At 66.2% G+C, this 25,359-nt stretch carries 23 protein-coding genes and 1 pseudogene; 14 read left to right on the top strand and 10 right to left on the bottom strand.

The genetic code is table 11. The features are described from left to right. Positions 1-77: 77 nt before the first annotated feature. Positions 78-1,472 carry an MFS transporter gene (locus ACTHQS_RS14035; RefSeq protein WP_440169964.1) on the bottom strand — a complete coding sequence of 465 codons (1,395 nt, stop codon included), beginning with the start codon at positions 1,470-1,472 and terminating at the stop codon, positions 78-80. 236 nt (positions 1,473-1,708) lie between these two features. Between ACTHQS_RS14035 and ACTHQS_RS14030 the strand changes: the two genes are divergently transcribed. From ACTHQS_RS14030 to ACTHQS_RS14015, 4 genes are all read left to right on the top strand, one after another. Further along, positions 1,709-2,380, top strand: a complete 672-nt coding sequence (locus ACTHQS_RS14030; RefSeq protein ID WP_440169962.1) for a response regulator transcription factor — start codon at positions 1,709-1,711, stop codon at positions 2,378-2,380. Continuing rightward, positions 2,377-3,828: a HAMP domain-containing sensor histidine kinase gene (locus tag ACTHQS_RS14025; protein WP_440169960.1), complete on the top strand. Its 1,452-nt coding sequence runs from the start codon at positions 2,377-2,379 to the stop codon at positions 3,826-3,828. Before ACTHQS_RS14030 ends, ACTHQS_RS14025 begins: the two co-directional genes overlap by 4 nt. Continuing rightward, the gene (locus ACTHQS_RS14020) at positions 3,812-4,831 is read left to right on the top strand and encodes a TAXI family TRAP transporter solute-binding subunit (protein WP_440169958.1); all 1,020 of its coding nucleotides are present in this window, start codon (positions 3,812-3,814) and stop codon (positions 4,829-4,831) included. The genes ACTHQS_RS14025 and ACTHQS_RS14020 overlap by 17 nt, the downstream gene beginning before the upstream one ends. A gap of 603 nt (positions 4,832-5,434) precedes the next feature. Continuing rightward, positions 5,435-5,623, top strand: a complete 189-nt coding sequence (locus ACTHQS_RS14015; protein ID WP_440169956.1) for a hypothetical protein — start codon at positions 5,435-5,437, stop codon at positions 5,621-5,623. Here ACTHQS_RS14015 and ACTHQS_RS14010 read toward each other — a convergent pair. Beyond that, positions 5,620-7,131 carry a helix-turn-helix domain-containing protein gene (locus tag ACTHQS_RS14010; RefSeq protein WP_440169953.1) on the bottom strand — a complete coding sequence of 504 codons (1,512 nt, stop codon included), beginning with the start codon at positions 7,129-7,131 and terminating at the stop codon, positions 5,620-5,622. The two genes, ACTHQS_RS14015 and ACTHQS_RS14010, sit on opposite strands and share 4 nt — an antisense overlap. A gap of 149 nt (positions 7,132-7,280) precedes the next feature. Here ACTHQS_RS14010 and aceA point away from each other — a divergent pair, with 149 nt between their 5' ends. Together aceA and aceB are read left to right on the top strand one after the other, a co-directional pair. Beyond that, on the top strand, positions 7,281-8,597 hold the full coding sequence (gene aceA / locus ACTHQS_RS14005; RefSeq protein WP_387563177.1) for an isocitrate lyase: 1,317 nt from the start codon (positions 7,281-7,283) through the stop codon (positions 8,595-8,597). Positions 8,598-8,815: 218 nt separating this feature from the next. Then, a complete protein-coding gene (gene aceB, locus ACTHQS_RS14000) occupies positions 8,816-10,468 on the top strand; it encodes a malate synthase A (protein WP_440169949.1) in 1,653 nt (550 codons plus the stop codon). Positions 10,469-10,660: 192 nt separating this feature from the next. On the opposite strand, the gene ACTHQS_RS13995 is transcribed toward aceB, so the two are convergent. Next, the gene (locus ACTHQS_RS13995; protein ID WP_440169947.1) at positions 10,661-11,854 is read right to left on the bottom strand and encodes an MFS transporter; all 1,194 of its coding nucleotides are present in this window, start codon (positions 11,852-11,854) and stop codon (positions 10,661-10,663) included. Between the two features lie 142 nt (positions 11,855-11,996). On the opposite strand from ACTHQS_RS13995, the gene ACTHQS_RS13990 reads away from it, so the two are divergent. Next, positions 11,997-12,956 carry a D-2-hydroxyacid dehydrogenase family protein gene (locus ACTHQS_RS13990; protein ID WP_440169945.1) on the top strand — a complete coding sequence of 320 codons (960 nt, stop codon included), beginning with the start codon at positions 11,997-11,999 and terminating at the stop codon, positions 12,954-12,956. Between the two features lie 16 nt (positions 12,957-12,972). Further along, positions 12,973-13,506, top strand: coding sequence for a GNAT family N-acetyltransferase (locus ACTHQS_RS13985; RefSeq protein WP_440169943.1), 534 nt, complete (start codon positions 12,973-12,975; stop codon positions 13,504-13,506). Positions 13,507-13,547: 41 nt separating this feature from the next. Here the strand turns inward: ACTHQS_RS13985 and ACTHQS_RS13980 are convergent, their stop codons facing one another. Together ACTHQS_RS13980 and ACTHQS_RS13975 are read right to left on the bottom strand one after the other, a co-directional pair. After that, positions 13,548-15,716 (bottom strand): amylo-alpha-1,6-glucosidase, encoded by a 2,169-nt coding sequence (locus ACTHQS_RS13980; RefSeq protein ID WP_440169941.1) that lies wholly within the window; start codon positions 15,714-15,716, stop codon positions 13,548-13,550. Positions 15,717-15,773: 57 nt separating this feature from the next. Further along, the gene (locus ACTHQS_RS13975; protein ID WP_440169938.1) at positions 15,774-16,835 is read right to left on the bottom strand and encodes a glycosyltransferase family 4 protein; all 1,062 of its coding nucleotides are present in this window, start codon (positions 16,833-16,835) and stop codon (positions 15,774-15,776) included. A gap of 219 nt (positions 16,836-17,054) precedes the next feature. Between ACTHQS_RS13975 and ACTHQS_RS13970 the strand changes: the two genes are divergently transcribed. Continuing rightward, positions 17,055-17,753 (top strand): DsbA family oxidoreductase, encoded by a 699-nt coding sequence (locus ACTHQS_RS13970; RefSeq protein ID WP_440169936.1) that lies wholly within the window; start codon positions 17,055-17,057, stop codon positions 17,751-17,753. Between the two features lie 35 nt (positions 17,754-17,788). Then, a complete protein-coding gene (locus tag ACTHQS_RS13965) occupies positions 17,789-18,439 on the top strand; it encodes a TetR/AcrR family transcriptional regulator (RefSeq protein WP_440169934.1) in 651 nt (216 codons plus the stop codon). Between the two features lie 10 nt (positions 18,440-18,449). Here the strand turns inward: ACTHQS_RS13965 and ACTHQS_RS13960 are convergent, their stop codons facing one another. Together ACTHQS_RS13960 and ACTHQS_RS13955 are read right to left on the bottom strand one after the other, a co-directional pair. Continuing rightward, on the bottom strand, positions 18,450-19,124 hold the full coding sequence (locus tag ACTHQS_RS13960) for a LytR C-terminal domain-containing protein (RefSeq protein ID WP_440169932.1): 675 nt from the start codon (positions 19,122-19,124) through the stop codon (positions 18,450-18,452). Beyond that, entirely contained in the window at positions 19,117-19,416 is a 300-nt protein-coding gene (locus tag ACTHQS_RS13955) for a type II toxin-antitoxin system VapB family antitoxin (RefSeq protein WP_026264985.1), read from the bottom strand. Before ACTHQS_RS13955 ends, ACTHQS_RS13960 begins: the two co-directional genes overlap by 8 nt. A gap of 146 nt (positions 19,417-19,562) precedes the next feature. On the opposite strand from ACTHQS_RS13955, the gene ACTHQS_RS13950 reads away from it, so the two are divergent. Both ACTHQS_RS13950 and ACTHQS_RS13945 read left to right on the top strand, forming a co-directional pair. Beyond that, positions 19,563-20,492 (top strand): hypothetical protein, encoded by a 930-nt coding sequence (locus ACTHQS_RS13950; RefSeq protein ID WP_440169930.1) that lies wholly within the window; start codon positions 19,563-19,565, stop codon positions 20,490-20,492. Between the two features lie 80 nt (positions 20,493-20,572). Further along, complete coding sequence (locus tag ACTHQS_RS13945; protein WP_440169927.1) at positions 20,573-22,210, top strand: stealth family protein; 1,638 nt, start codon at positions 20,573-20,575, stop codon at positions 22,208-22,210. A gap of 86 nt (positions 22,211-22,296) precedes the next feature. Here the strand turns inward: ACTHQS_RS13945 and ACTHQS_RS13940 are convergent, their stop codons facing one another. Beyond that, complete coding sequence (locus tag ACTHQS_RS13940) at positions 22,297-23,226, bottom strand: phosphodiesterase (protein ID WP_440169924.1); 930 nt, start codon at positions 23,224-23,226, stop codon at positions 22,297-22,299. A 159-nt stretch (positions 23,227-23,385) separates the two neighbouring features. Next, positions 23,386-23,898, bottom strand: coding sequence for a glutathione peroxidase (locus ACTHQS_RS13935; RefSeq protein WP_440169922.1), 513 nt, complete (start codon positions 23,896-23,898; stop codon positions 23,386-23,388). A 193-nt stretch (positions 23,899-24,091) separates the two neighbouring features. Between ACTHQS_RS13935 and ACTHQS_RS13930 the strand changes: the two genes are divergently transcribed. After that, positions 24,092-24,244, top strand: a complete 153-nt coding sequence (locus ACTHQS_RS13930; RefSeq protein WP_440170146.1) for a hypothetical protein — start codon at positions 24,092-24,094, stop codon at positions 24,242-24,244. 2 nt (positions 24,245-24,246) lie between these two features. Further along, complete coding sequence (locus ACTHQS_RS13925) at positions 24,247-24,786, top strand: hypothetical protein (RefSeq protein ID WP_440170143.1); 540 nt, start codon at positions 24,247-24,249, stop codon at positions 24,784-24,786. A 74-nt stretch (positions 24,787-24,860) separates the two neighbouring features. Here ACTHQS_RS13925 and ACTHQS_RS13920 read toward each other — a convergent pair. After that, positions 24,861-25,214, bottom strand: a pseudogene (locus ACTHQS_RS13920) (M23 family metallopeptidase); the annotation flags it as partial. Positions 25,215-25,359: the final 145 nt, after the last annotated feature.

The following is a 25,359-nucleotide window of genomic DNA, read 5'->3' as shown; positions in this document are numbered from 1 at the left end:
AGGAGGCGTACGACGGCGGCCGGGCAGCCGCCGTCGTACGCCTCCTTTGGGAACAGGGCACCTTGGTGCCCCGAGGGCTAAACGCCGAGGACGTCCTTGTCCTTGCCGCCGCCCTGCGGCGCCCGCTCCCAGGCGTGGCCCTGTTCGTCGTCCAAGTGCGTGGCCTTCTTGTTCTTCAGCGCGAAGATGTAGACCAGCAGCGAGATGGCGATGGCCACGGTGACGTAGGTGAAGAACAGGTCTTCCCGCTCCGCCTTCTGGAAGGCCGCGCCAATCAGCGGCACGGTGCCGCCGAACAGCGAGTTGGCGATCGCGTAGCCCAGCCCCACGCCGAGCGCACGGATGGACGCAGGGAAAAGTTCGGCCTTCACCAGGGCATTGATGGAGGTGTAGCCGCCCACGATCAGCAGGCCGCCCATCATCAGCAAGAAGGCTGTGAAGGGGTCCTTGGTGCCGGCCAGGGTGGAGAGCAGCGGCCAGGTGAAGAGCACGCCGGTGATGCCGAACCAGAGCAGCAGCGGCTTGCGGCCCACCTTGTCCGAGATGATGCCGTACACGGGCTGGAGCAGCATGAAGATGAACAGGGCCCAGAAGTTGATGACCGAAGTGTCCGTCTTGGCGATGCCTGACGTATCGTTCATGAACTTCAGGATGAAGTTGGTGTAGGTGTAGAACGCTACGGTGCCGCCCAGGGTGATGCCAATGCACACCAGCAGCGGCTTCCAGTAGCTGGTGAACAGCAGCTTCATGGTGCCCGGCTGCGCCTGTCCGGCAACGGCGGGAGTCTTGGCCGCTTCGATCTGCTCTGCGGAAACGGTCTCCTCCATGGAGCGGCGGAGCCACAGCACCACCAGGGCAGCCACGCCGCCGATGGCGAACGGGATGCGCCAGCCCCACTCGCCCAGGTCGCCCTTGGGCATGACGTTCTGCAGGATCACCAGGACCAGCAGGGCCAGCATCTGGCCGCCGATCAGGGTGACGTACTGGAAGCTGGAGAAGAAGCCGCGGCGCTTGCTGGTGGCTGCCTCGGACATGTAGGTGGCGCTGGTGCCGTACTCGCCGCCCACGGAGAAGCCCTGGATCACGCGGACGATCACCAGCAGGATCATGGCCCACAGCCCGATCTGCTGCTGCGTGGGCAGGATGGCGATGGCGAAGGAGCCCGCGGACATCAGGGTCACGCTGAGGGTCAGTGCGGCCTTGCGGCCCTTGCGGTCCGCGTACCGGCCAAAGAACCAGGCGCCGATGGGCCGCATGAGGAACGACGTCGAAAAGACGGCCATCGCTTCGAGGCCTGCCTGGAGCTCGTCCTTGGAGTTGAAGAAGTGGGCCTGGAAGTAGGCGGCGAAGACGGTGTAGACGTAGAGGTCGTACCACTCCACAAGGTTGCCGGCAGAGCCTTTGAGGATGTTGCCCACCGCCCGACGGGTCTGGGCTGCCTCCGTGCGGGGCGCGGTATGTTGGGTGCTCATCGGTGAGTTTCTCCTTGTGGTGACTTCGGCCTCCAACGCCGGAGGGCCTCATCCACGGTATGGGTGATCCACCGCACAACCAACGTGGCGGGGCATTTCCTAACACTTCCTTAGGTTTTGCCCACGTGTCCCCGTGCGCCTGGCTGCCCGCCGCCGTCGGGCAAAACCTTTCCGCAGGCGGTAGTCTCCAAAGGCGGGGATGATCAGGAGATCGCACAACGGCAAGGAAGATGGCAATGGACGTGCTGATCGTCGAGGACGACGATGCCATGGCCGGTGCCCTCACCGCCGCCGTCGAAAGCGCTGGACACCACCCGCAGCGGCTGGCGCGGGGCGCTGATGCGCTGCTGTTGCACCGGAACTTCCAGGTCGTCCTCCTGGACCTTGGCCTGCCGGACATGGACGGGCTGGAGGTGCTGCGCAAACTGCGCCAGGTCACCGATGTCCCCATCCTGATCCTGACCGCCCGGGACGACGAACGCAGCGTGGTGCTCGGGCTGCGTTCCGGCGCGGATGACTACCTGGTCAAGCCGGTCAAGCTGGTGGAGCTGCTGGCGCGGATCGAAGCGGTGACGCGGCGGGCCGGGCGCGCCGCCGGCATCCCGCAGGAGGACGTCATTGTGCTGGATGACCTGGTGATCGACCTGAACCGGCACACCGCTGCCAAATCCGGCCTGCCGCTCCCCCTGACCGCTACCGAGTTCGAACTCCTCGCGCTGCTGGCACGCCATGCCGGCTCGGTGGTCACCCGGGAACAGATCCTTGACGCGCTGTGGGGCGACGCCTTCCTGGCTTCTTCCCGTTCTCTGGACGTCCACCTCACTGGCCTGCGGGCGAAACTGCAGAAGCCCGGCTTCATCATCAACGTCCGCGGGGTGGGCTACCGGGTGGAGGCGGCCGGCGCATGAGGCTGCGGGTGCTGGGCGTCCTCAGCGTGCTCTGCCTGGTGGTGGTCTTCCTGATTTCCGGCACCATCCTCAGCTCCGCGTCCCGTGAGCTGACCCAGGAACTGCAGATCAACCGGGCAGCGGCCCTGAACCGACTGGCCCAGGTGGCGTTTGATGCTGCCGGGGACGGGGACACTGCGCGGTTGCAGCGCGAGATGGACACATACTCCGGGCTGTACGGGGAGGGGATCGTGGTGCGCGTCCAGCAGGCCACGCTTCAATCCGGGAACTTCGATGCGGGCCGGTCCGACGTGCAGGAAGCACTCTCCCTGGCCGGGTTGAACGTCAGCAACACCGCCCTGGAGCCGCTGGAGCCGTTCAGTTCCGGCTCCCGGGTCATCTTCCGTCCCTTCGGCAGCGCCAGCCAGGTCCTGGGCGCTGTGGTGCTGGACGTCGACGCCGACACCGCCCAGCAGAAGCTCCGGGAACGGTGGCTCGCGGTGGGCGTGGCGGCGCTCGCCCTGGCCGCCGTGCTGCTGCTCGGCGCCGCCCGGGTCACCGGCTGGGTCCTCCGGCCCGTCCAGCGGCTGAACTCGGCGGTGCACGAACTGGAAAGGACCGGCCGCGCGGGACGCCTCCCGGAGGACGGGCCGCCGGAACTGCGGGAACTGAGCCGCTCCTTCACGGTGATGGCCAGGACCGTGAGCGCCAGCATGGCAGCGCAGCGGCAGCTGATTGCGGACACGTCACACCAGCTGCGCAACCCGGTGGGCGCGCTCCGGCTCCGGCTGGACCTGCTTCAGCTCGAACTCACGACGGCCCGTGAACACGACGCGGCAGAGCGGGCCATGGCGGAGCTGGAGCGGGTGGAGGAGATCCTGGACGGGGTGCTGAAGCTTGCGGCCGCCGAGCACCGGGCGTCCGAAGGGTACCTGCGGGCGGCCGGGAGCCTGGAAGACTTTCCCGCGCCGGAACCGGTGGACCCTTTCCCGGTCCTCCAAGGGGAGATCGAGCGGGCAGCACCGCTGGCAGAACAGGCCGGCTGCCGGCTGGTCCTCGCGCTCCCTCCGCAGCCGCCGGCACTGGTTTCCTGCCGCCCCGCAGAGCTGGCCCAGATGGCGTCCGAACTCCTCAACAACGCCATCAAGTACGCGCCCGGCGCCACCGTGAGGTGCACGGTCCGGCTGGAAGGGGACGCAGTGGTGGTGGAGATTTCCGACGACGGCCCAGGACTTTCCGGCGCGGAGCGCGCCTCAGCTGCCACCAGGTTCTGGCGGTCCCCACAGCATTCATCGGTTCCGGGAACCGGGCTGGGAATGACCATCGTGGGTGAGCTTGCTGCGGCCAACGGAGGGCGTCTGGTGCTGGCCGAAGCAGCCCCGCGTGGGCTCGCGGCGCGGGTCGAGTTTCCCGTTCCACCCGCCGCCCGGCCGGCACCGGGGTCCGGCGGGGGTGGTGCCCGTGCATGATCCGCTTGCCCCGGACGGTGCTGCCGCGCAGCCGACGCGGCGGTCCTTGCTCAAGTCTGCCTTCGCCGTCGGACTCGTGGCCTGCCTGCCGCCTGCCCTCAGTGCGTGCACCGGGGACGACCGGCCGGAGGACCTGGTGGTGGCCGGCGGCGAACCCGGCGGCTTCTACCTCGAGTTCTCAACGCTGCTGGCCGCCGCGCTGGAACGCCACGGCGTTGCCGCCCATGCGCGGGCGGTGGCCACCGGCGGAAGCCTGGACAACATCGCGGAGCTGCGGGCGGGGCAGGCCGCGTTTGCCGTGGCCCTGGCCGATGCTGCGGGCCAGGCGGGCGGGGGCGGGGCGGAGATCGCCGCCATCGGGAAGGTGTACGAGAACTACGTCCACTGCGTGGTGCGGAAGGACAGCGGGATCCGGGACATATCCGGGCTGGCGGGGCGGCGGGTTGCCGTGGGGCAGCCTGGATCGGGCACCTCGCTCACCACTCCCCGGCTGCTCGAAGCGGCGGGTCTGGGCACTTCGGCGGAGTCCGCGCCGCCGTCCGCCGGAACTGCCGCCGTCGAACATCTTGGCTTGAATGACGGCATCGCTGCGCTCAAGGCGGGGACCGTGGATGCCCTGTTCTGGTCCGGTGGCGTGCCCACCGCGGCCATCGCTACCGCGCAGCAGGACGTGGCGCTGGGACTGCTGGACTTATCCGCACTGCTGCCGGAACTGCGGCGGAGGTACGGCGGGATGTACGACCGGGTCCTGGTACCGGAGGGCAGTTATCCCGGCATACCGGCGGTGTGGACGGTGGGTGCTCCCAACCTGCTGCTCTGCCGCAGGGACCTGGACAGCGCCACCGTGGAGCGGACCGTCCAACTGCTGGTGCACAACGCCGGAGAACTCATTCCCCAATCCACCCTGGGCGTGCAGTTCCTTAGCCCGGAGAGCCTCATCAACACCGCCGGAATCCCCCTGCACCCCGCCGCCGCGGCAGCCTACCGGACCCTCCACGGCTGACCCAACGCCCCATCACCTTCGGCGGCACAAACCCGGGCGCCCCATCACCTTTGGCGGCACAAACCCAAACGCCCGCTCACATCTGGCGCCACAAACCTAAACGCCCGCTCACCTTTCGCAGGAAATCCTCCAACGCCCGCTCACTATCCTCAAGAAAGTGAGACGGGGATGACCCAGCTTGCACCCGGCTATCCACATATAACGGTCCTGGCGTGGCGGTCCGATCGCTACCTTTCTAGCCTTTGAGCTCAACGGAAGAGCAAGCGAGCGAGGATTACTGTGGCCAAGAAGCGACATGGAGCATCGGCACGTTCGAGGATTTCCCGAAAAGGGCACGGAGGCTCGGCACGAAGTTCCAGGCCCGAAGTTCCCCAGGGTTCGGACCAGAACATTCGGGAGTTCGAGACCCTCACGCCAGCCTTTGTCCGCTGGTATGGGGAGCAGTATTTCAATACAGACGTGGTACGGGTTCTAGGACACTTATCGGACTTCTTCCGATTCCTTCCCGAAAGTAAAAGGTCCGCTGGGATAACTGCCTTAGAACCGACCAGAGTAGCTGCGGCGTTGGCTTCGCTCATGCTGCAATCCGTGGACACGGGCGTCATGACTGCCATCAGCGTCGGCAAGTTCCTGCACTTCCTCCGGGATTCCGGACGGTGGACCGGCAACACGTACTCGTTTCGTGCAGTCGATGGCATTACACGGGAGATCATCCTTTTGGATTTCAACGCGGTACTTAGCAGGATGCGGGTGGGCGGGCGGGTCACAATCGATGACCTTCCCGATTGCTAGCTTCCGGAGTGGGCCTGCAGGAAGCTGTACACCTCGGTCTCGTCCACGCCGGGGAACGCACCCGGGGGCATTGCTGCCAGCAGGTGCGAGTGGGCCCGGGCCGAGGGCCACGCGTTGCCGGCCCACTGGTTGGTCAGCTCGGCCGGGGGCCGCTTGCAGCACGTGGGATCGGGGCAGTTGGAGGTGGCGCGAGCGGTGGTCTCCCGCCCGCGGAACCACTTCACGTGCTGGTACGGCACGCCGATGCTGAGGGAGAACTCGCCGCTGGCCGACCGTTCAGTACGGGCTGTGCACCAATACGTGCCGGACGGCGTATCCGTGTACTGGCTGTAGGCACTGAACTTATCCGGCACGTCGAACACGGCACGCGAGGTCCAGGCCTTGCACGACGGCTGGCCCTCGATGGCGCCGGTATGGTCCTGGGGAAAGTTCACGCCGTCGTTCTCATACGCCTTGTAGATGATGCCGCTCTGGTGCGTCTTCTGAAAATGCGTTGTGAGGCCCAGGTGCTTGGTGGCCAGATTGGTGAAACGGTGCGCCGCTGTCTCGTAGGAGACGGCGAAGGCGTCCCGGAGATCCTCCACCGCGATTTCCTTGGCCGCTTTGGCTTTTTGCAGAAATTCCACTGTTGCCTGCTCAGGCAGGAGCAGGGCTGCGGCGAAATAGTTGGTGGCCACCCGCTGGGCCAGGAAGTCGCCGTAGTTCTTGGGCGTCTCATGGCCCAGGACGTAGTGGCCCAGGGCCTGCAGCAGCACCGAACGGGGGTCATGGTCCTGCCGCTGGCTCTGCGTCAGGTAAATTTTGCGGTTCTTCAAGTCCGTCACGGAGCGGGTGGAATGCGGCAGGTCGCCCACGTGGTGCAGGGTGAAGCCCAGGTGCTCAGCGATGTCCGCGATGACATGCTGGCTCAGCGGCCCGGTGGTGTAACCCACCTCCTTGAGGACCTTCTGCGCCTCGGCCTCGTACTCCGGGAAATAGTTCCCGCGCTCGCGCATCATGGCCCGCAGTTCACCGTTGGCGCGGCGCGCCTCCTCGGGGGTGGCCACCTGCTCATTCATCTTCCGTTCCAGTTCGTGCAGCAGCCCCACCTGGGCCTCCAACACATCCAGCGGAAGCCGCGAACTGATGCGGATTCTGGGCAGGTTCAGCGATTCGTACAGCGGCCCCCGCTGGTACCGTTCCAGCTCGATTTCCAGGGCTGCCCGGCGGCTGGGAGGCTCGGCTCCGAGCAGTTGGTCGATGGTGACATTGAGCGCCGCCGCGAGGTGCTGGAGGAGGGTCAGTTTGGGCTCACGCTTGCCGTTCTCAATGAGGCTTAGCTGGCTGGGAGCGGTTCCGACGGCGACGCTCAGGTCATCGAGCGTGAGCCCGGCTTGTTTGCGGAGATGGCGGACGCGGCGGCCCAGCGCGATGACGTCCAGTTCCGCTGCGGCGGCTGACGGCGGGTGGGAAACGTCCCTGTTCCAGCTTGAAGGCGACATTTCTGAAGAATACGTGAAGAAGTGCATTTCTTTCCATACTTTTTCTCTAGAAAGGGGGTTGAAAGTGCTGAAAAGTAGGTGTCACGGAAAGAAACACCGCACCGGATAAGCCGGTGGGAACCTCAACGGAGCGGTTCCCACCTACTCCATCCGGAGCTCAATCAAGGAGATCAACGATGACTGCAGCATTTGAGCCCACCCAGCAGACGCCCGAAGAGCAGGCCGCCGCCCTGGAGCTCGAGTGGGCCGCCAACCCCCGCTGGGAAGGTGTGACCCGGGACTACTCAGCTTCCGACGTCGTCCGTCTCCGCGGCCGCGTCTCCGAAGAGCACACCCTGGCCCGGCGGGGTTCGGAGAAGCTGTGGAAGCAGCTGACCGAGGAGCACAAGACCGGCGGTTACACCAACGCCCTGGGCGCCCTCACCGGCAACCAGGCCGTGCAGCAGGTCAAGGCCGGGCTGCGCGCCATCTACCTTTCCGGCTGGCAGGTCGCCGCGGACGCCAACAACTCCGGCCACACCTACCCGGACCAGTCCCTCTACCCGGCAAACTCGGTCCCCACCGTAGTCCGCCGGATCAACAACGCCCTGCTCCGCGCCGACCAGATCGAGTTCTCCGAAGGCATCCAGAGCGTTGAGGACTGGCTGGTCCCGATCGTCGCCGACGCCGAAGCCGGCTTCGGCGGCCCGCTGAACGCCTACGAGCTCATGAAGTCCATGATCCAGGCCGGCGCCTCCGGTGTTCACTGGGAAGACCAGCTGGCCTCCGAGAAGAAGTGCGGCCACCTCGGCGGCAAGGTCCTGATTCCCACCCAGCAGCACGTCCGCACCCTCAACGCCGCCCGCCTGGCAGCCGACGTCGCCGGCACCCCCACCGTCGTCATCGCCCGCACGGACGCCGAGGCCGCCACCCTGATCACCTCCGACGTCGACGAGCGCGACCAGGAGTTCATCACCGGTGAGCGCACCGCGGAGGGCTTCTACAAGGTCCGCAACGGCATCGAGCCCTGCATCGCCCGTGCCAAGGCCTACGCCCCGTACTCGGACCTGATCTGGATGGAGACGGGTACTCCGGACCTGGAGCTGGCCCGCAAGTTCGCCGAGTCCGTCAAGGCCGAGTTCCCGGACCAGATGCTCTCCTACAACTGCTCGCCGTCCTTCAACTGGCGCAAGCACCTGGACGACGACACCATCGCCAAGTTCCAGCGCGAACTCGGCGCCATGGGCTTCACGTTCCAGTTCATCACCCTGGCCGGATTCCACGCCCTGAACTACTCGATGTTCGACCTCGCCCACGGCTACGCCCGGGAAGGCATGAGCGCCTACGTCGAGCTCCAGGAAAAGGAATTCGCCTCCGAGTCCCGCGGCTACACCGCAACCAAGCACCAGCGCGAAGTCGGCACCGGCTACTTCGACACCATCTCCACGGCGCTCAACCCGAACGCGTCCACCCTCGCCCTCGTGGGATCCACCGAAGAGGGCCAGTTCCACTAACAACTTACGACGGCGGTGCTTCCGTCCGGCCTTCGGACCGGCATCGCTCTGCCTGCTATTCCCCACGTCCGGCCTTGGGCTCGTAGAACTCGCCGAGGCCGGACGCAGGGCCCCTTTTACGCAGGCTGCCGCGACACCGGCTCCTCGGCCTCGTGCCTCAGTCGCCACCCTGCCGCTACCCGCCGTCGAACTTCCCTTTCGTCTTTAAGGAGACTGAAATGAACAGCTTTACTGACTCATTCACCATCAACGGCATAACCCTGACCGCGCAGCCGATTTGCCGGCAGGACGAAGTGCTGACGCCGGATGCCCTCTCCTTCATTGCCAAGCTGCACCGGGCCACTGCGGAGCGGCGGCAGGAACTCCTGCAGGCGCGGCGCACCCGGCGGGCCGATATCGCCGCAGGGGCAGACCCGCGGTTCCTGCGGGAGACCGAGCACATCCGGAATGATCCGTCCTGGCGGGTCGCTCCCCCGGCACCGGGCCTGGAGGACCGGCGGGTGGAAATCACGGGGCCGGTGGACAAGAAGATGACCATCAACGCCCTGAACTCCGGTGCCAAGGTGTGGCTGGCGGACATGGAAGACTCCTCCACCCCCACGTGGCGCAACGTCATCAAGGGCCAGCTGAACCTCACCGACGCCCTGGAACGCCGGATCGATTTCACCACCGAAGAAGGCAAGGAATACAAGCTCCGTCCGGCCGGCGAGCTGCCCACCATCGTGGTCCGCCCCCGCGGCTGGCACCTGCCGGAGAAACACATGCTCATCGACGGCCAGCCCATCGCCGGCGGCATCGTGGACTTCGGCCTGTTCTTCTTCCACAACGCCCGCCGCCTCCTCGCCCAGGGCAAGGGCCCGTACTTCTACCTGCCCAAGATCGAGAACCACCTCGAAGCCCGGCTGTGGAACGACATCTTCATCCTGGCCCAGGACCTGCTCGGCATCCCACAGGGCACCATCCGAGCCACGGTACTGATCGAAACCATCACCGCGGCATTCGAAATGGAGGAGATCCTCTTCGAACTGCGGGACCACGCCGCAGGCCTGAACGCCGGCCGCTGGGACTACATCTTCTCCATCATCAAGAACTTCCGCACCCGCGGCCCCCGCTTCGTCCTGCCTGACCGCGGGCAGGTGACCATGACCGCCCCCTTCATGCGCGCCTACACCGAGCAACTCGTCCGGGCCTGCCACAAGCGCGGCGCCATGGCCATCGGCGGCATGGCCGCAGCCGTCCCCAACCGCAAGGACCCGGAGGCCAACGCCAACGCCCTCGAGAAGGTCCGCGCTGACAAGACCCGCGAGGCCAACGACGGCTTCGACGGCTCCTGGGTGGCCCACCCGGACCTGGTGCCCATCTGCCGCGAAGTGTTCGACGGCGTCCTTGGCGCCCGCCCCAACCAGCTGGACCGGCTCCGCGAAGACGTCACCCCGGACGACCGCGCCCTCATCGACATCGCCTCCCTGCACGGCACCATCACCGAGCAGGGCATCCGGAACAACATCGAGGTAGGCATCCGCTACATCGAATCCTGGCTCCGCGGAAACGGCGCAGTGGCCATCCACAACCTCATGGAGGACGCCGCCACCGCCGAAATCTCCCGCTCACAGCTCTGGCAGTGGATCTACGCCCGGGCCATCACCGACCACGGCGAGATCATCAGCCACGAGTGGGTGGAGGAGCTCCTGGACGAGGAATTCGCCCGGCTCGAACGCTTCGACGGCGACCGGTTCGAGGACGCCCGCGACATCTTCGAAGAGGTCACGCTCAGCCGTGAGTTCCCGTCCTTCCTCACCCTCCCCGCCTACGCCCGCTACCTGACCGAGGCCCGCGAAAAGGCCACCGTCGAGGAGCTCGCCGCGGCTTAACCAGACTTCCGTCTGCCGGGCCGGCACGCCCTTCGCAACAGGCCCCCCGAAATCCGGGGCGCCGGCCCGGCAACGGAGCATTTGAATCACCCCGCGAGATGGCATTTAAGGGCAATATTCCCAGGAATGATTGCCCTCAAGTGCCATCTCGCGGAGGGGTTTGAGAGGGAAAGACGACGGCGGCGGGTCGCCTCAGCGGCCTTTCGGCACCAGCCTCACGGACAGGGTGGTGCTGACGAAGAAGGTCAGCACCGAAACCAGGATGACCAGCAGCGCCGGGGTCCACGATCCCGAGCTGTCGTGGACGAAGCCCACCAGCGGCGGTGCCACCGCGGCCAGGCAGTAGCCCAGGCCCTGGACAGTTGCTGACATCCGGCCGGCCGAGGCCTGGTCGCGGGCCAGCTTGATGATGGCGATGAAGATCAGGGTGATGCCGCCGCCCTGCGCGATCCCGCCGGAGGTGGACCACAGCCACCACAGTTGCGGCAGGAAGAGCAGCCCCACCGGAACGGCAAGCCACAACGTACCCAGGGTGACCGCCACCGCCGTCGTACTCAGGTATTTGGCCGCGAAAGGCACGCCGAGTCCGCCCACGATGGCCAGGATCTGGAAGATCGAGGACGCGGCGCCGGCCTGGGCTGCGTTCATTCCCAGTTCGTCGTGCAGGTAGCTCGGCAGCCACGCCGTGACGCCGTAATAGGAGAACGCCTGGCCGCCGAAGCCGGCCGTGAGTCCGGCAGTAATCCAGCCGGAACGGCTTGCCGGGGCACGGGGTGTGTCCCCGCCGTCTTCGGCCTCGGCCAGGAAAGCCGTCCGGGGCCCCACGGCCAGCACCCACACCACCACCGCGGCGACGGCCAAAACGGCGACAGCGCCCAGGGCCACCCGCCACCCCGTCACTGCTGCCAGCGGAGCCATGGCTACTGAGGTCAGGAAGGACCCGATGTTCAGGGCTGCGGTGTAGATGCCCATCGCGGTCCCCTGCCGCCGCGGGGCAAAATCGCGGCGAATGATCAGCGGCACCGCAATGTTGCCTATCGTGATGGCCACGCCAATGACCACCGTGCCGGCCACCACCAGCGCCGCTCCCCCGGCGGAGCGGAGCAGCACACCGGCCAGCACCCCCAGGATGGTCAGCGTCACGGCGAACTCCGCACCGAACTTCCGCGCCGCCAGGGAGGCCAGCGGAGCCGCGAGCGAGAAGCAGAGGACGGGGATGCTGGTCAGCAGCCCCAGCATGACCGGCGAAAAGTGCAGTTCGGCCTGCATGAGGTCCACCAAGGGGGCGACGGCAACGAACGGGCCCCGGAGGTTCAGCGCCAGCAGGCCGATGCAGGCCAGCAGGACCCAGCTTTTCGGGATGCGGGACAGGACGTGGCCGCTCACAGGGGCAAAATCGGGAATGGGCGTGGATTCATCACTCCCATTGCTATCACGCTCCGCGTTGCTGGAGTTTCAGGCACCGTGCCGGCAGGCCCTGCCATACGATGAACGTGACCCAGGACGAAGGAAACCGCGAAGGATCCCCATGACCCACCGCCTTGCCATCCTCGACGACTACCAGGACGTGGCCCACGGCTTCGCCGACTTCACGGCGTTGGAGGCGCAAGGAGTCATCGTAACATCCTACCGTGAACCTTTTGCCTCCCGGGACGCCCTGGTGTCAGCGCTGGCGGACACCACCATGGTGATCGCCATGCGGGAGCGGACGGCGTTCCCCCGTGAAGTGTTCGCGAAGCTGCCGGCACTCGAGCTGCTGGTCACCACGGGCATGGCGAACGCCACCATCGACGTGGCAGCGGCAGCCGAGCACGGGGTGACGGTGTGCGGCACGCCCGGCTCACCCACAGCCGCGCCGGAGCTGACCTGGGCCCTCCTTCTCGCCATCGCCCGGCACCTTCCAGCCGAGGACAATTCACTCCGGGCGGGCACCTGGCAGTCAACGGTGGGCGTTGAGCTGGCGGGGAAAACCCTGGGCATCGTGGGGCTGGGCAAGATCGGCCGGCGCGTGGCCGCGTACGGGCAGGCGTTCGGCATGGACGTGGTGGCGTGGAGCCAGAACCTCACGGCGGAGGCGGCCAAAGAGGCGGGCGCCCGGCTGGTGTCCAAGGAGGAGCTCTTCACCGTGGCTGACGTCGCCACCCTCCACCTGAGGCTCTCCGCGCGGTCTGAAAACACGGTGGGCGAGGCCGAACTGAAGCTGCTGGGACCCGAAGGCATCCTGGTAAACTCCGCCCGCGGGCCCCTGGTGGACCAGGAGGCGCTGATCAAGGCATTAAACGAGGGGTGGATCCGCGGCGCGGCCCTGGACGTCTTTGACCAGGAACCTTTGCAGGCCGGGCACCCGCTCCTGGCTGCGCCGAACACGGTACTTTCCCCGCACCTGGGGTATGTCACGCAGGAAAGCTACCGGCAGTTCTACGGCGGGGCCCTTGAGGACGTCACCGCCTGGCTTGCCGGCTCCCCCGTCCGAACCATCACCCCCTGACCTGGAGGGACACCGCATGACCCACACCATCCGCAAGGCAACAGCGGACGACGCCGGCGCGCTGGCTGCGCTGGCAGCCGTCACCTTTCCGCTGGCCTGCCCGCCGTCGTCGTCACCTGCGGACATTGCCGCCCACCTGGCCACCACGCTCAGTGAGGAACACTTCGCGGCCTATCTAGCGGACCCGGACGTCTCCGTACTGGTCATCGACGCCGACGGGCAGCTTTCCGGCTACAGCCTCCTGGTGGACAGGCCTGCCGGCGACCCGGATGTGGCCTCCGTGCTGACGCTGCTGCCCTCCGTGGAGATCAGCAAGTGCTATGTCCACCCCGATTACCACGGGCTGGGCGCGGCCGCTGAACTCATGCATGCCAGCCTGCAGGTGGCAGCGGCCGCCGGCGGCGCCGGGGCCTGGCTGGGCGTGAACAGCCAGAACGCCCGCGCCATCCGCTTCTACGAAAAGTCCGGTTTCCACAAAGTGGGCACCAAATCCTTCCGGCTGGGCAGCACCGTGGAGCACGACTTCGTCCTGGAACGTGCCCTGCCTTAGGCATCCGGATCCTCGGGGCCGTGGCTCCTCCGGCGCCGCCGTCAGTGCAGCCTGCGGACGTCCCCGCCGGCCGGCACCCGTTCCACCGGGTAGGCCAGCGGCGGCCGCGGTTCGTCCAGGAGCTTCAGCCCCGGCGGCAGACCTTCGATGGTGCCGGTCGATCCGGCGGCCGTGATGGTCACCCGGCTCGAATCCAGTAGGACGTTTTCCGCCCTGAATTTGCCCACGGTTTCCGGCAGGATCGGGGCCAGGTGCACCACCCCGCGGGTGAAGACGGGGTCGAACCGCAGCAGGATCCTTGCGAGCTGCACTGGCGCCGCCGCGGCCCATGCCTGCGGCGAGCACGCGGTGGGATATGGAACAGGGCCGGGGTACTCGCCACGGTCGAACCCGCAAAAAAGCTCCGGCAGCCGGCCGCCAAAGTGCTGGGCAGCATCGAGGATGCCCAAGGCTACCCTCTTGGCCTCGTCCACGAACCCGTACCGCATCAGCCCGGTGGCCACCAGCGCCGTATCATGTGGCCACACCGAGCCGTTGTGGTAGCTGACCGGGTTGTAGGCGCCCATGTCGGAAGCCAGCGTGCGGATGCCCCAGCCCGTGAACATCTGCGGGGACATCAGGTTCTCCATGACGGACGCCGCTTTGTCTTCGTCCACGATGCCGGTCCACAGGCAATGGCCAATGTTGGAGGTCAACGCATCAACCTGGCGCTTGTCCTTGTCCAGCGCCACCGCGAAATAGCCCTTGTCCGGCAGCCAGAACTTCTTGTTGAACTCCTCCTTGAAGGCTGCCGCCTTTTGGGCCCAATGCTGTTCCAGGGCGGAATCGTTGCTCCAGTGGGCCAGCAATGACCTGCCCAGGTAGGCAGAGTAGACGTAAGCCTGGACTTCGCAGAGGGCGATCGGTGCTTCAGCAATGGTCCCGTCCGCGAAATTGATCCCGTCCCAGGAGTCCTTCCAGCCCTGGTTCACCAGGCCATGGTCGTTGGGCCGGATATACTCCACGAAGCCGTCGCCGTCGCGGTCGCCGTATTTTTCGATCCACTCCAGCGCCCGGTCCGCGTGGGCCAGCAGCGGCTGGATCGCATCCCTGGACAGCCCCCACCGGCTCAGCTCGCCCAATGTGGACACGAAAAGGGGGGTTGCGTCGGCTGTGCCGTAGTACGCCGTACCTCCCAGGGACAGACCGGCAGTAACACCAAGCCTGACTTCATGCGGGATGCGGCCGGGTTCCTCCTCAGAATCCAGATCCACTTTCTTTCCCTGGATCGCGGCCAGGGTTTGGAGCGTGCCCAGGGCGAGGTTGGGGTTGACCATCAGGCTCATGTAGGACGTCAGCAGCGAATCCCGTCCGAACAACGCCATGAACCACGGCGCCCCTGCCGCCACCGCGGCCCGGTCGGGGTGGTGGGCATCGAAGATCCGGAGGGCACCAAGATCACTCTGGCTTCGGTTGAGCACGTTCTGGAAGCTGGAGTCCTCGATGCTGATCCGCGGAACGTTCTCTTCCCAGGCCAGGTGCCGCCGGACGCCCTCGCGATGATGCGGCAGCTGGCCTTCCTTGAAGGGCTTTTCGGGCGCTTCCCCATTGACCAGCGGCACCACGATGACGCTCGTGGCCCATTTGCCCCTGGCCGGAACTGTGACGTGGAAACGCAGCCCGTCCATGCTGACCTCTGCACTCCGCGCGCCGATTGCGGAGCCCCGTTGCTGGCCATGCCGGGCGGCTTCGATGACGAGCTTGCCGTCAGAGACCACCCGGGTTGTGTCGTCCAGGCCGCTGGTACGGCCGCCCTTGACCTCGAAGAGGTCTGCCTGGTCAGCGTCCACGAGCAGCTCGATCTCGCACTCCACCGGTTCAGCTGCATAGTTTTCCAGGGAAATGTCGTCCTGCAGCCCTGGGCCGATGTGGCGGACCTGACGGACCACCAGCGGGCTGTCGAACCTCCCGCCGGGCCATTTGGCCCGGCCTACGAATGTGGCCTCGAACGGTTGCGGACGCTGCGCGGACAGCGGTTCGCGCAGCGAGCCATTGATGCGCAGCATCCAGCGCGAGATGATGCGCGTGTCCTGGAAGAAGACGCCGTTGGTGCCGGCGTCAGGGTTGATGTCGCCAAGGCCCGAGGAGATACAGAATGACGATCCTTCGAGGACTGTAACGGCGCCCACGTCGGATCCTGAGGCTTCGTTGTCTTCATTCCAGGCGGTCATGGAAGGACTCCCTTCTCCGGCAGATGCTGCCCGGGGGATCGGGAAGCATTCTTGCCCCTATAGATTCTGGTGTACCGGGGGACCCTGCGGAACCCCCGTGGGCGTCCTCCCTTCGATGAGCTCGGTGTAGAGCTCCAGGTGGTCTGCAACCATCCGCTCCGCGCTGAACCTGTCCTCCACATCTTTGCGGCAAACGGCCCTGTCCAGCGCTGCCGCTGCGGGTACAAAGCCGGCCAGTTCGTCGGTCCTCCCCAGGAAGCCCGTCCGGCCGTGATCAACAATTTCCGGGGCCGCGCCGATGAGCGTGCCGATCACCGGGGTGCCAGTGGCCAGCGCCTCGATCATCACCAGGCCGAAGGGCTCGGACCACTGGATGGGGTTCAGGAACGCCACGGCCCCACCCATCAACTGGTACTTGGCGGTATCGTCCACTTCCCCCACGAAATCCTCGTTGGGGCCGAGGATCGGTTCAATCACCTCCCGGAAGAAGCGGACCTCATCCGGCTCGCGCATCTTTACCGCGATTTTCAGGTGCATCCCCGCCTTCCTGGCGATGGTGATGGCCTCAAGCAGTCCCTTGTCTGGACACGAACGGCCAACGAAGCACAAATAGCCACCGCTGCCGGTCCCCACGGGCACGGCTGAGAGATCCATTCCGTGGTGAATTACCCGGGAGACTGGAACATCGGGAGCGTGCGAGGCCTGGTCCCTGGAGATGGCAATTACGGCAGCGCTCCGGGCAATGGCACGATAGATGTCCGCCGCCTGGGTGTGGAGGGGGCCGTGGATGGTTGTGGCCACCGGCACGCCGGCCGGCCGGTGCAGGTAGAGGGGCCCGGCCAGTGTGTGGTCGTGGATGATGGCCACGTCCTGGAGCCCCTGGTATGCCCGGACCACGTGGCTGAGCTCGGAGAGCGTGGCCCCCAGTCCGCCGTAATCGGTGGGTCGCATTCCGGGAACGAGCTGCACTGGACAGGTGCTGTCCGCCGGCGCCGCCAACAGCACTTCGTGCCCGGCCGCGGCGAAGCCCCTGGCCAGCGTGTCCACTACTCTTTCGGTTCCACCGTACATTGCCGGCGGAACGGGAATCCACGGCCCCGTTACAAGTCCAATCCGCATTCCTGGCCTCCCAGGTGATACAGGCCGGGCTCCCCAGCTGGCCGGGCACTACTCCACCGGGCGTGGTTGGTTCAGCGCGGTGTCTTGAGCTTCGAAAGGGCCCACTGCTTGACCTCTGATCCGACTATTCCGCAGGAAGGCTCCGGCCACAAGACCCCCTGTGGCGCATCTCATAACGGCGCCCGGAATTGCGGCCGGGGCACACAGGTTGTGCAGGGCATGAAGATTGAGATCTGGTCAGATGTTGCCTGCCCGTGGTGTTTCATCGGCAAGCGCCGGTTCGAGGCTGCCCTCGCAGCGTTTCCCTACCGTGAGGCCGTCGACGTGGAGTGGCGCAGCTACCAGCTGGACCCAACACTGCCGGACCACTATGACGGGACCGAACTGGAGTACCTGAGCAGCCGCAAGGGCATGCCGGCGCCGCAGGTTTCGCAGATGTTCGAGCATGTGGCCCAGCAGGCCAAGGGTGAAGGCCTGGACTACAGGTTCGACAAGGTTGTGGTGGCCAACAGCTTCACTGCCCACCGCCTGATCCACCTGGCCGCGGCCCACGGCAGGCAGGATGCGGCCAAGGAGCGCCTCCTCAGCGACCATTTCGAGCACGGCAAGGACATCGGCAGCCGGGATTACCTGACGTCCCTGGGCAGGGACCTGGACCTGCCTGTCGACGAGGTGGATGAGCTGTTCACCACGGACAAGTACTCCGACGAAGTCCGGTTGGACTTCCAGGAGGCCCGCGCCCTCGGCATCAGCGGGGTCCCGTTCTTCGTGATCGACCGGAAGTTCGGGCTGTCCGGCGCCCAGCCCACGGAGACGTTCACGGCTGCCCTTAACCAGGCGTGGCAGGACGCCAACCCCCTGGTCACGGTCAATTCCTCCAACGCTGAGGCATGCGGCCCGGACGGCTGCGCGGTTTAGCGCCTTTTACTGACACATCGCGGTAAAGTGTCTGCATGCCCAGGATTACAGCGGCCAGTAACGCCGAACAACGCGCAGACACCCAGCGCCGTATCCTCACCGCTTTCGGCGAGCTCCTTTTCACCCACGGCCTTCCGGGGTTGACCATGACGGACGTGGCCCGGCACGCAGGCGTGGGCCGCACCGCCGTGTACAACTACTACGCGGACATCGAAGAACTGCTGATCTCCTACGCCCTGGACGAGACCGAGAAGTTCCTCTCCGACCTGCGCGAATCGCTGAGCCGTTTGGAGAACCCGGTGGAGCGGCTGGCGCTGTACGTCCGCGCCCAGGTGGTTGACCTCAGCCGCCGCCACCTCCCGCCCGGGCCTGCCATGGGGGCGGTGCTGTCGCCGTCGTCCTTTGCCAAGCTCTCCGACCATGTGGGTGAGCTCAGCGTCCTGCTGCAGGGCATCCTGCGTGACGGGATGGAGCAGGGCTACCTGCCGGTGGCGGACGTGGGCCAGCAGTCCCAGCTGATCTTGGGCACCTTGTCCTCGAGCGCCGCGAGGGGCAGTGACGAGCCGGCCGAGCTGGAGGCACGCGTGGCCCGGACTGTGCGGTTCATCCAGCTGGGCGCGGGCGCAAGGTTCGACGACGGCGGGCGGCCCGTGCGCGTCGGCCGGCTTCCGGCAGTGGCCGGCTGAGTCCGGCTGGTCAGGGCGCCGGAGCAGCGGCGGGCATGACGGGCAGTTTGTCGGTGTCCGCCGTGCGGCGGTTCTCCCGGGGGCAGCTGAGCTTTCCGGGTGTCTGGTCTACCAGTTCCGCCGGGACGAGCGCCTTGTAGTCCTGTGCCAGGATCACATCAACACTGGCATCGGTCCTGCCGTCCTGGAAGTAGTCCGAACCGGGCACATGGCGCTGCACCGTGAACGCCGCTGCTTGCCCCGCAGCACCTGACACCACGGCAGCCACTCCGCGGTAGCCGGCGTTGATGTTCGACACGTTGCCCACCACAAACTTGCGTGCCAGGAATTCATCCGCCACCGAGTGGGCAAGACCGGGCCGGCTGGTGGAGTTGTAGACGTTGAGGTTGATTTTGTCCGTCGGGGTGTAGTCGAACATTGAGGCAGGGCAGGATGACACCGGGGTTGGCGCAGGCTCGGCGGAAGGAATCTTCAACCGGCCGTTAATGATGGCCAGGGCAAGGATAATGCCTGCGGCGATCAGGCCGATCAGCAGGACCAGCACCACCCCGTGCAGCACGCGGCGCCGGACCCGGGCGGTCTCGTCGGCGTCCCTGGCCACTTCCATGGCGGCGCGCAGCTCAGGTCCGGAAACAACGTGGTGGCCATGCAGGACGTCCGGGTCCTGCGGCCGCTTGCTAGCCATCGAGCACCAGGACCCTGGCGTGGATCGCGGTGCGCTGGTGCAGGGCGGTCCGGACTGCGCGGTGGAGGCCGTCCTCCAGGTAGAGGGTCCCCTGGTACTGCACCACGTGCGGGAACAGGTCGCCGAAGAAGGTGGAGTCTTCAGCCAGCAGCGCTTCCAGGTCGAGGGTGCGCTTGGTGGTCACGAGTTCGTCCAGCCGCACCGGCCGCGGCGGCAGCGATGCCCACTGCTTGGGAGTGCTGTAACCATGGTCGGGGTAAGGGCGGCCCTCGCCCACAGCTTTGAATATCACCATGCCACAGTAGGCACCGTGGTGGCCCAGCGAAAGTGGCAGGGCTGGCGCGCGCCAGGTTGTAGCCAAACAGTGACCATCCGCCACACGGCCCGGGCCGTGGGCGCCCGCACGGGACGTGCCGCTCCTGCTGACAGAATGGACCCATGACTGTATCCGAGTCCCCTGCCGTGTCCACGCCCGGAATCCGCCTGCCGTCCGCACCGCCGCTGGCGCTCCTGCTGGACGTGGACGGGCCGGTGGCCAGCCCCGTGACACGGGACGTCAAGCCCGGCATCATCCTGGACCTGGTGGCCCTCGCCGCAGCGGGAATTCCTGTCATCTTCAATACCGGCCGTTCCGACGCCTTCATCCGCGAGCAGGTCATGGAACCGATGATCGCGGCCGGCATTCCGGCAGGAACCATCATCCACGCCATCTGCGAAAAGGGCGCCGTCTGGTTCAGCTACACCTCCGCCGGCCCGGGCCCCATCCATGTGGACCGGGAGCTTGCCGTTCCGGCGGGATACGGCGACGACATCCGCCGGCTGGTGGCGGAGGACTATGCCGCCCACATGTTCTTCGACGAGACCAAACGCGCCATGGTGTCCGTGGAGCAGCACATCGACGTACCCAGCGCCGATTACCTGGCGGAGCAAAAGCGGTTCGACTCGGATGCCATGGAACTGATGGAGCGGCACGGCCTGGGCGTTGTCCGGCTTGACCACCACGCACCGAATTCCGACGACGAGGTGGACTACCGCGTGGACCCCACCATCATTTCCACGGACATTGAGTCGGTGCGGCTGGGGAAGGACCTGGGCGCCAGCCGGGCCGTGGAACTCCTTGCAGCCCAAGGCATCACGCCCCAGGCCTGGCGGACAGTGGGTGACTCCCGCACCGATTACGCGATGGCTGACTGGCTGCACCACAACGACCACCCGGTGAAGCATGTCGATGTGCGGCCTGCGGACGGGGTGCCCAGCAAACCCTATCCGGTACTGACGGCAGCGGACCTGGGTCTGGATGCCACGGTGATCCACGACGACGCCGGCGGCGCCTTCCTGCGCGCCTGGCGGGAGGCGCTGGACGCCTAAGCCCCTGCCGGGCCACCGTCCGCACCCCACCGGAGCCCCTGGCGGCCGCCGAAACCTGCCGTTACGTTCGCAGGACTATCATGCAGGTAAGAACGCCCACTTCCACCAGCACGGAGACAACCATTACAGAAGCACCGGTCCAGGACGAGGTCTACTACGGCGCCCAGGCGTCCGTGGAAGAACAATTTCACGCCGAGATCACGTCCCCGGCGGCAGAGCGGCGGCTCAGTCACCGGCCGGACGTCATCCGGCACAAGGGCCGCTATGCCCTGATCAACGACACCAGGACACCGTTCCAGGCCATGGTGGAAGACCTGCTGTTCCTGCGGAACGTGCTGGCGAACGCCGAACTGTCGTACTTGCTGGTCCGCGGCAACAACGACCGCCCTGTCCTGGCCCTGGACTGGAAGGACCGGAAGAAGCTGCGTGCCGCCCTGGTGGAGGCGTGCCGGGATGAGCCCTTCTATTCGATGACCGTGGACGCCAAGAAGAAAACCTCGGTCCTGGTGGCCGACGGCGATTTGTCCCCCAGCCGCCAGGCCCGCATCTTCCGCCTGTACCGGCCACGGGTGGAGCCGGAGGGCGGCTTCGAATTCGGTGCCTCCGCCGGTGTCCAGATCGAACTCTGGTCCTTCTTGGGCGAGCAGCTTATCCTCCCGATCGAAAACTCGTTAACCCGCAGGACGCTGCTGCGCCAGGACGCCGTCCGGGGCACCGTGGAACGCTACGGCCACACGTGGCCCACTATCGAGAACATGTTTGCCGACCACGCCAGCGACATCAGCTTCGACGTCGACATCGTCTTCTCGTGGGTGGACGGAAGCTCTCCGGAGTACATCGCGGCGCGCCGTGCCCAGCAACAGGGACATGTCCTGGGCGAAGGCGATGACCATGAAGCCCGGTTCCGGCAGATCAACGAACTTAAGTACGCTCTGCGGTCCGTGTACATGTTTGCTCCCTGGATCCGCCGGATCTTCATCGCCACGGACTCGCCGGCTCCTGCATGGCTGGCAGAGCACCCTTCCGTGACCATCGTCCGGAGCGAGGAGTTCTTCTCGGATCCGACGGTCCTCCCCACGCACAATTCGCAGGCCGTAGAGTGCCAGCTGCACCACATCGAGGGGCTGTCAGAGCACTTCCTCTACTCCAATGACGACATGTTCTTTGGCCGCCCCGTGGGCCCGGACATGTTCTTCACGCCCGGCGGCATCACCAAGTTCATCGAGGCGGAAACCAGGATCGGGCTGGGCGAGAACGACGCCGAGCGCAGCGGGTTCGAAAATGCCGCCCGCGTGAACCGCAAGCTCCTGTGGAACCGCTTCGGCCGGATCACCACCCGCCACTTGGAGCACACTGCGGCGCCCCTGCGGCGCAGCGTGGTGGGCCAGATGGAGGAGGAGTTCACGGAGGAGTTCCGCAAGACGGCCGGCAGCCGCTTCCGTGCAGCGGACAACATCTCCGTGACCAACTCCTTCTACCACTACTACGCCCTGCTCACCGGCAGGGCAGTGACGCAGACAGCGGCAAAGGTGCGGTACGTGGACACCACCATGCGCTCCGGCCTCAAATACCTGCCCAAGCTGCTCGCCAAGCGGAACATGGATTTCTTCTGCCTGAACGACGGCAGCTTCCCCGAGGTCAGCGCGGACGAGCGCGCCGAAGTGGTGACGGACTTCCTGGAAAAGTACTTCCCCATCAAGGCGCCCTGGGAGAAGTAGGCCGGCCCGGCGTCGAACGTTGCAAGCCCAAAGCACTGGGGCCGGCTCCTTCAGGAAGCCGGCCCCAGTGCTTTGTGGAGCCGGTCCTACCGCCTGGTGGGCACGTTGAGCTTGGCGCTGCCGCGCTGCTTGGTGGTTTCCGGGATCCGGATCCCCGCGGCCTCCAGCCGTTGGGCCGTTTCCTCCGGTGATACGTACTCGCCAACCGTAGGGGAGCTGCCCAGCGGCACCACGGAATGTACGATCGTGTGCTCATACACGTGCACCAGGTTGAAGGCCTGGCCGCCGTCCTGACCGCGGGTACCGCCCACAGGGACGTTGAGGTCCTGGGTGTAGCAGGAGGCGGAGGCAACCGAGACGGGAACGCCGGCGAAGCTCGCCGTGGTGGAGTAGTGCAGGTGGCCGGCGAGGATGCTCCGGACGTCGGAGTTCCGGACCACTGCTGCCAGCGACGCCTGGTCGCGCAGTTCCACCAGCACCGAAAGGTCCAGCACTGACGGAACCGGAGGGTGGTGGAGGGCCAGGATGGTGCCGTCCGGGGCGGGGGTTTCCAGCTGGCGGGCCAGCCACTCCAGCTGCGCGGAGCTCAATTCGCCGTGATGGAAACCGGGGACGGTGGTGTCCAAAGTGATGACCCGCAGCCCGTTGATGAAGTAGCTGTGGTCCACCGGTTCGTCGGTGCCGGGCTGGTCCAGCAGCCCCTGGCGGAAGTTGGCCCGGTCGTCATGGTTTCCCATGGCCCAGATGACCTGCGCGCCCATCTCCTTGCAGGCCGGCTCAACGATGGCCCGAAGCTTCACGTACGCCTCGGCATCGCCCTTGTCGGCAAGGTCGCCCGTGAAGATCACGGCCTCCGGCCTGGCCTCAGACGCTTTGACTTCATCGAAGAGCTGGATAAGCCTGGCTTCGCTGTCGACGGTTCCGTAGAGGGGTTCTGGACCTCCCAACAGGTGGGGATCGCTCAGGTGGAGTAGGAAGTGGCGTGGCCGGGGGTGTTCGGCCTCGATGTGCTCCATTGCTACCTCTATGGTCGGTGGGAAGCCGTTCTTCCCTTGTACCCTTCAGTAATATTTATCCAATCAGACATTTGGCAAACATGGGGTAAATCTCCGTCGCTGATGTGGAAAAAGTTACAAGAACTGCGCTTTTGCCGGGCAAATTCGGCGGGCCACCCTCTATTCGAGGGCATGCTCGATGGCCTCGATGATCTCTGCTGAGTCGGGCTCGACGGTGGGGGCGAACCGCGCCACCACGTCGCCCTCGCGGTTGACCAGGAACTTCTCGAAATTCCACTTCACCAGCCCCGGCAGCAGCCCGGTCTTGAACTTGGTGAGCTCGGAATAGAGCAGGTGCTGGTTCCTGCCGCGGACTTCTGCCTTGGCCGTCAACGTGAACGTGACACCGAAATTCCGGTCGCAGAAGTCAGCGATGTCGCTGTCGGTCCCGGGCTCCTGCCCTGCGAACTGGTTGCACGGAACGCCGAGGACCTCGAACCCCCGGTCGCGGAACTTGCCGTAGAGGGCCTCCAGGCCGCCGTACTGCCGGGTGAAGCCGCAGTTGGAGGCCACGTTGACCACCAAAACCACTTTTCCTTTGAACTGGCCGAAATTTGTCCTGGTGCCGTCATTCAGGATCAGCGGGATGGGATAGAGGGGCCGCGGGCTGCGTGTCAGGGGAAAGTTGCTCATGCGGGGCATTCGTTGCCGACCCGCACCTCGTACGGGTCAGCGGTGGAAATTTCCTAGGGCAGAGGCGCCGTCGGTGCGGTTGCAGTTGACGTAGGAGCGGGTATCGGGGTCGCCGTTGGCGCAGGTTCCGCGGGCGGCAGGGTCGGGGCAGGCGCCGGGGCGACAGTGGTGGGTGCCGGCGCGGGTGCGACCGGTGCAGGTGCAGGCGCAGGTGCAGGCGCAGGCGCAGGTGCTGGAGCAGGTGCAGGCTCAACCGGCGCAGGTGCGGGAGCAGGTGCAGGCTCAACCGGCGCAGGTGCGGGAGCAGGCGCAGGCGCAGGCTCAACCGGCGCAGGCGTCGGCGTAGGCGTGGGCGACAGCGTAGGCGTCGGGCTTGCAGGGTCAGTTGGAGACGGCGACGGCGTAGGCGACGGCGTTGGCGTCGGGCTTGCAGGGTCAGTTGGAGACGGCGATGGCGTGGGCGTCGGGCTCGCAGGGTCAGTTGGAGACGGCGACGGCGTAGGCGACGGCGTGGGCGTCGGGCTCGCAGGGTCAGTTGGAGACGGCGACGGCGATGGGCTCGGCGAAGGCGATGGTTCCGTGGGTGATGGGGACGGCGTCGGGCTTGCCGGGACACCCAAGGGATCGCCGGGTGCCGTGTCGGGCGACGGCGGCGCGGCACTGCCTGATGATTCAGAAGAGGGCGGGGCCGTCGTCGTCAATTGGGCATTCGGAGGGGGCAGCACAACGCCCGTTGGCTCAGACGGCGAGGGTGCCGGGCGTGGTACCAGGAGCGGTGGGAAAGGTGAAGCCTGGAGCCCTGCTGCGGGGAAGCCGTCCCCCGAGTCAATCTGGAGGGGGATGGTCCAGCTGATCCTGCCGCCGGACAACCCGGTTCCGGGCGCGTAGGAAACCATTTCCATGGGAAGGGCTTGGTTCAGCGAGCGGAGCTGGAGGAAGCTCCATCTCAAGGGGTTGGTGTAGCGGCCATTGAGGATTGCCTCGAAATGCAGGTGGCAGCCCGTTGACCATCCGGTGGTTCCAACGCGGGCGATGACCTGGCCCACCCGCACCTGGTCGCCGGTGTGCACTCCGATAGATTCCAGGTGGTTGTAGGTGGTGATGAGCCCGTCGCCGTGGTCAATCTCTACCCGGTTGCCGCCGCCCCACGGGTGCCACCCGGCCGCCCGCACCACACCGGAATCAGCTGCATAGACGGGCGTCCCGCAGGGTGCTGCGTAATCCTGGCCGAGGTGGAAGTCTCCGGCTGACCCGCTGATCGGGCTGACCCGGAAACCGAACGGCGAACTCGGGTCCAGAAGTTGGAGGGGTGCCATCAGGAAGCCCGCCAGCGGTCTGTCCGCACGCGCGGGGTCCACCGTCAGGGCGGCTGCGGCGCGCTGGTCGACACCGCCGACTGAGGTGTGCGGAAAAGCCAGCGTCACCTGAGGATTGGACAGGATGGCAGGCGGAAGGGCGGCC

It is taken from the genome of Arthrobacter sp. SAFR-044, from assembly GCF_051965175.1.
Taxonomy (GTDB): Bacteria; Actinomycetota; Actinomycetes; order Actinomycetales; family Micrococcaceae; genus Arthrobacter.
The sequence above is the reverse complement of the archived record's forward strand: the minus strand, read 5'-3'. Positions and strand labels throughout refer to the sequence as shown.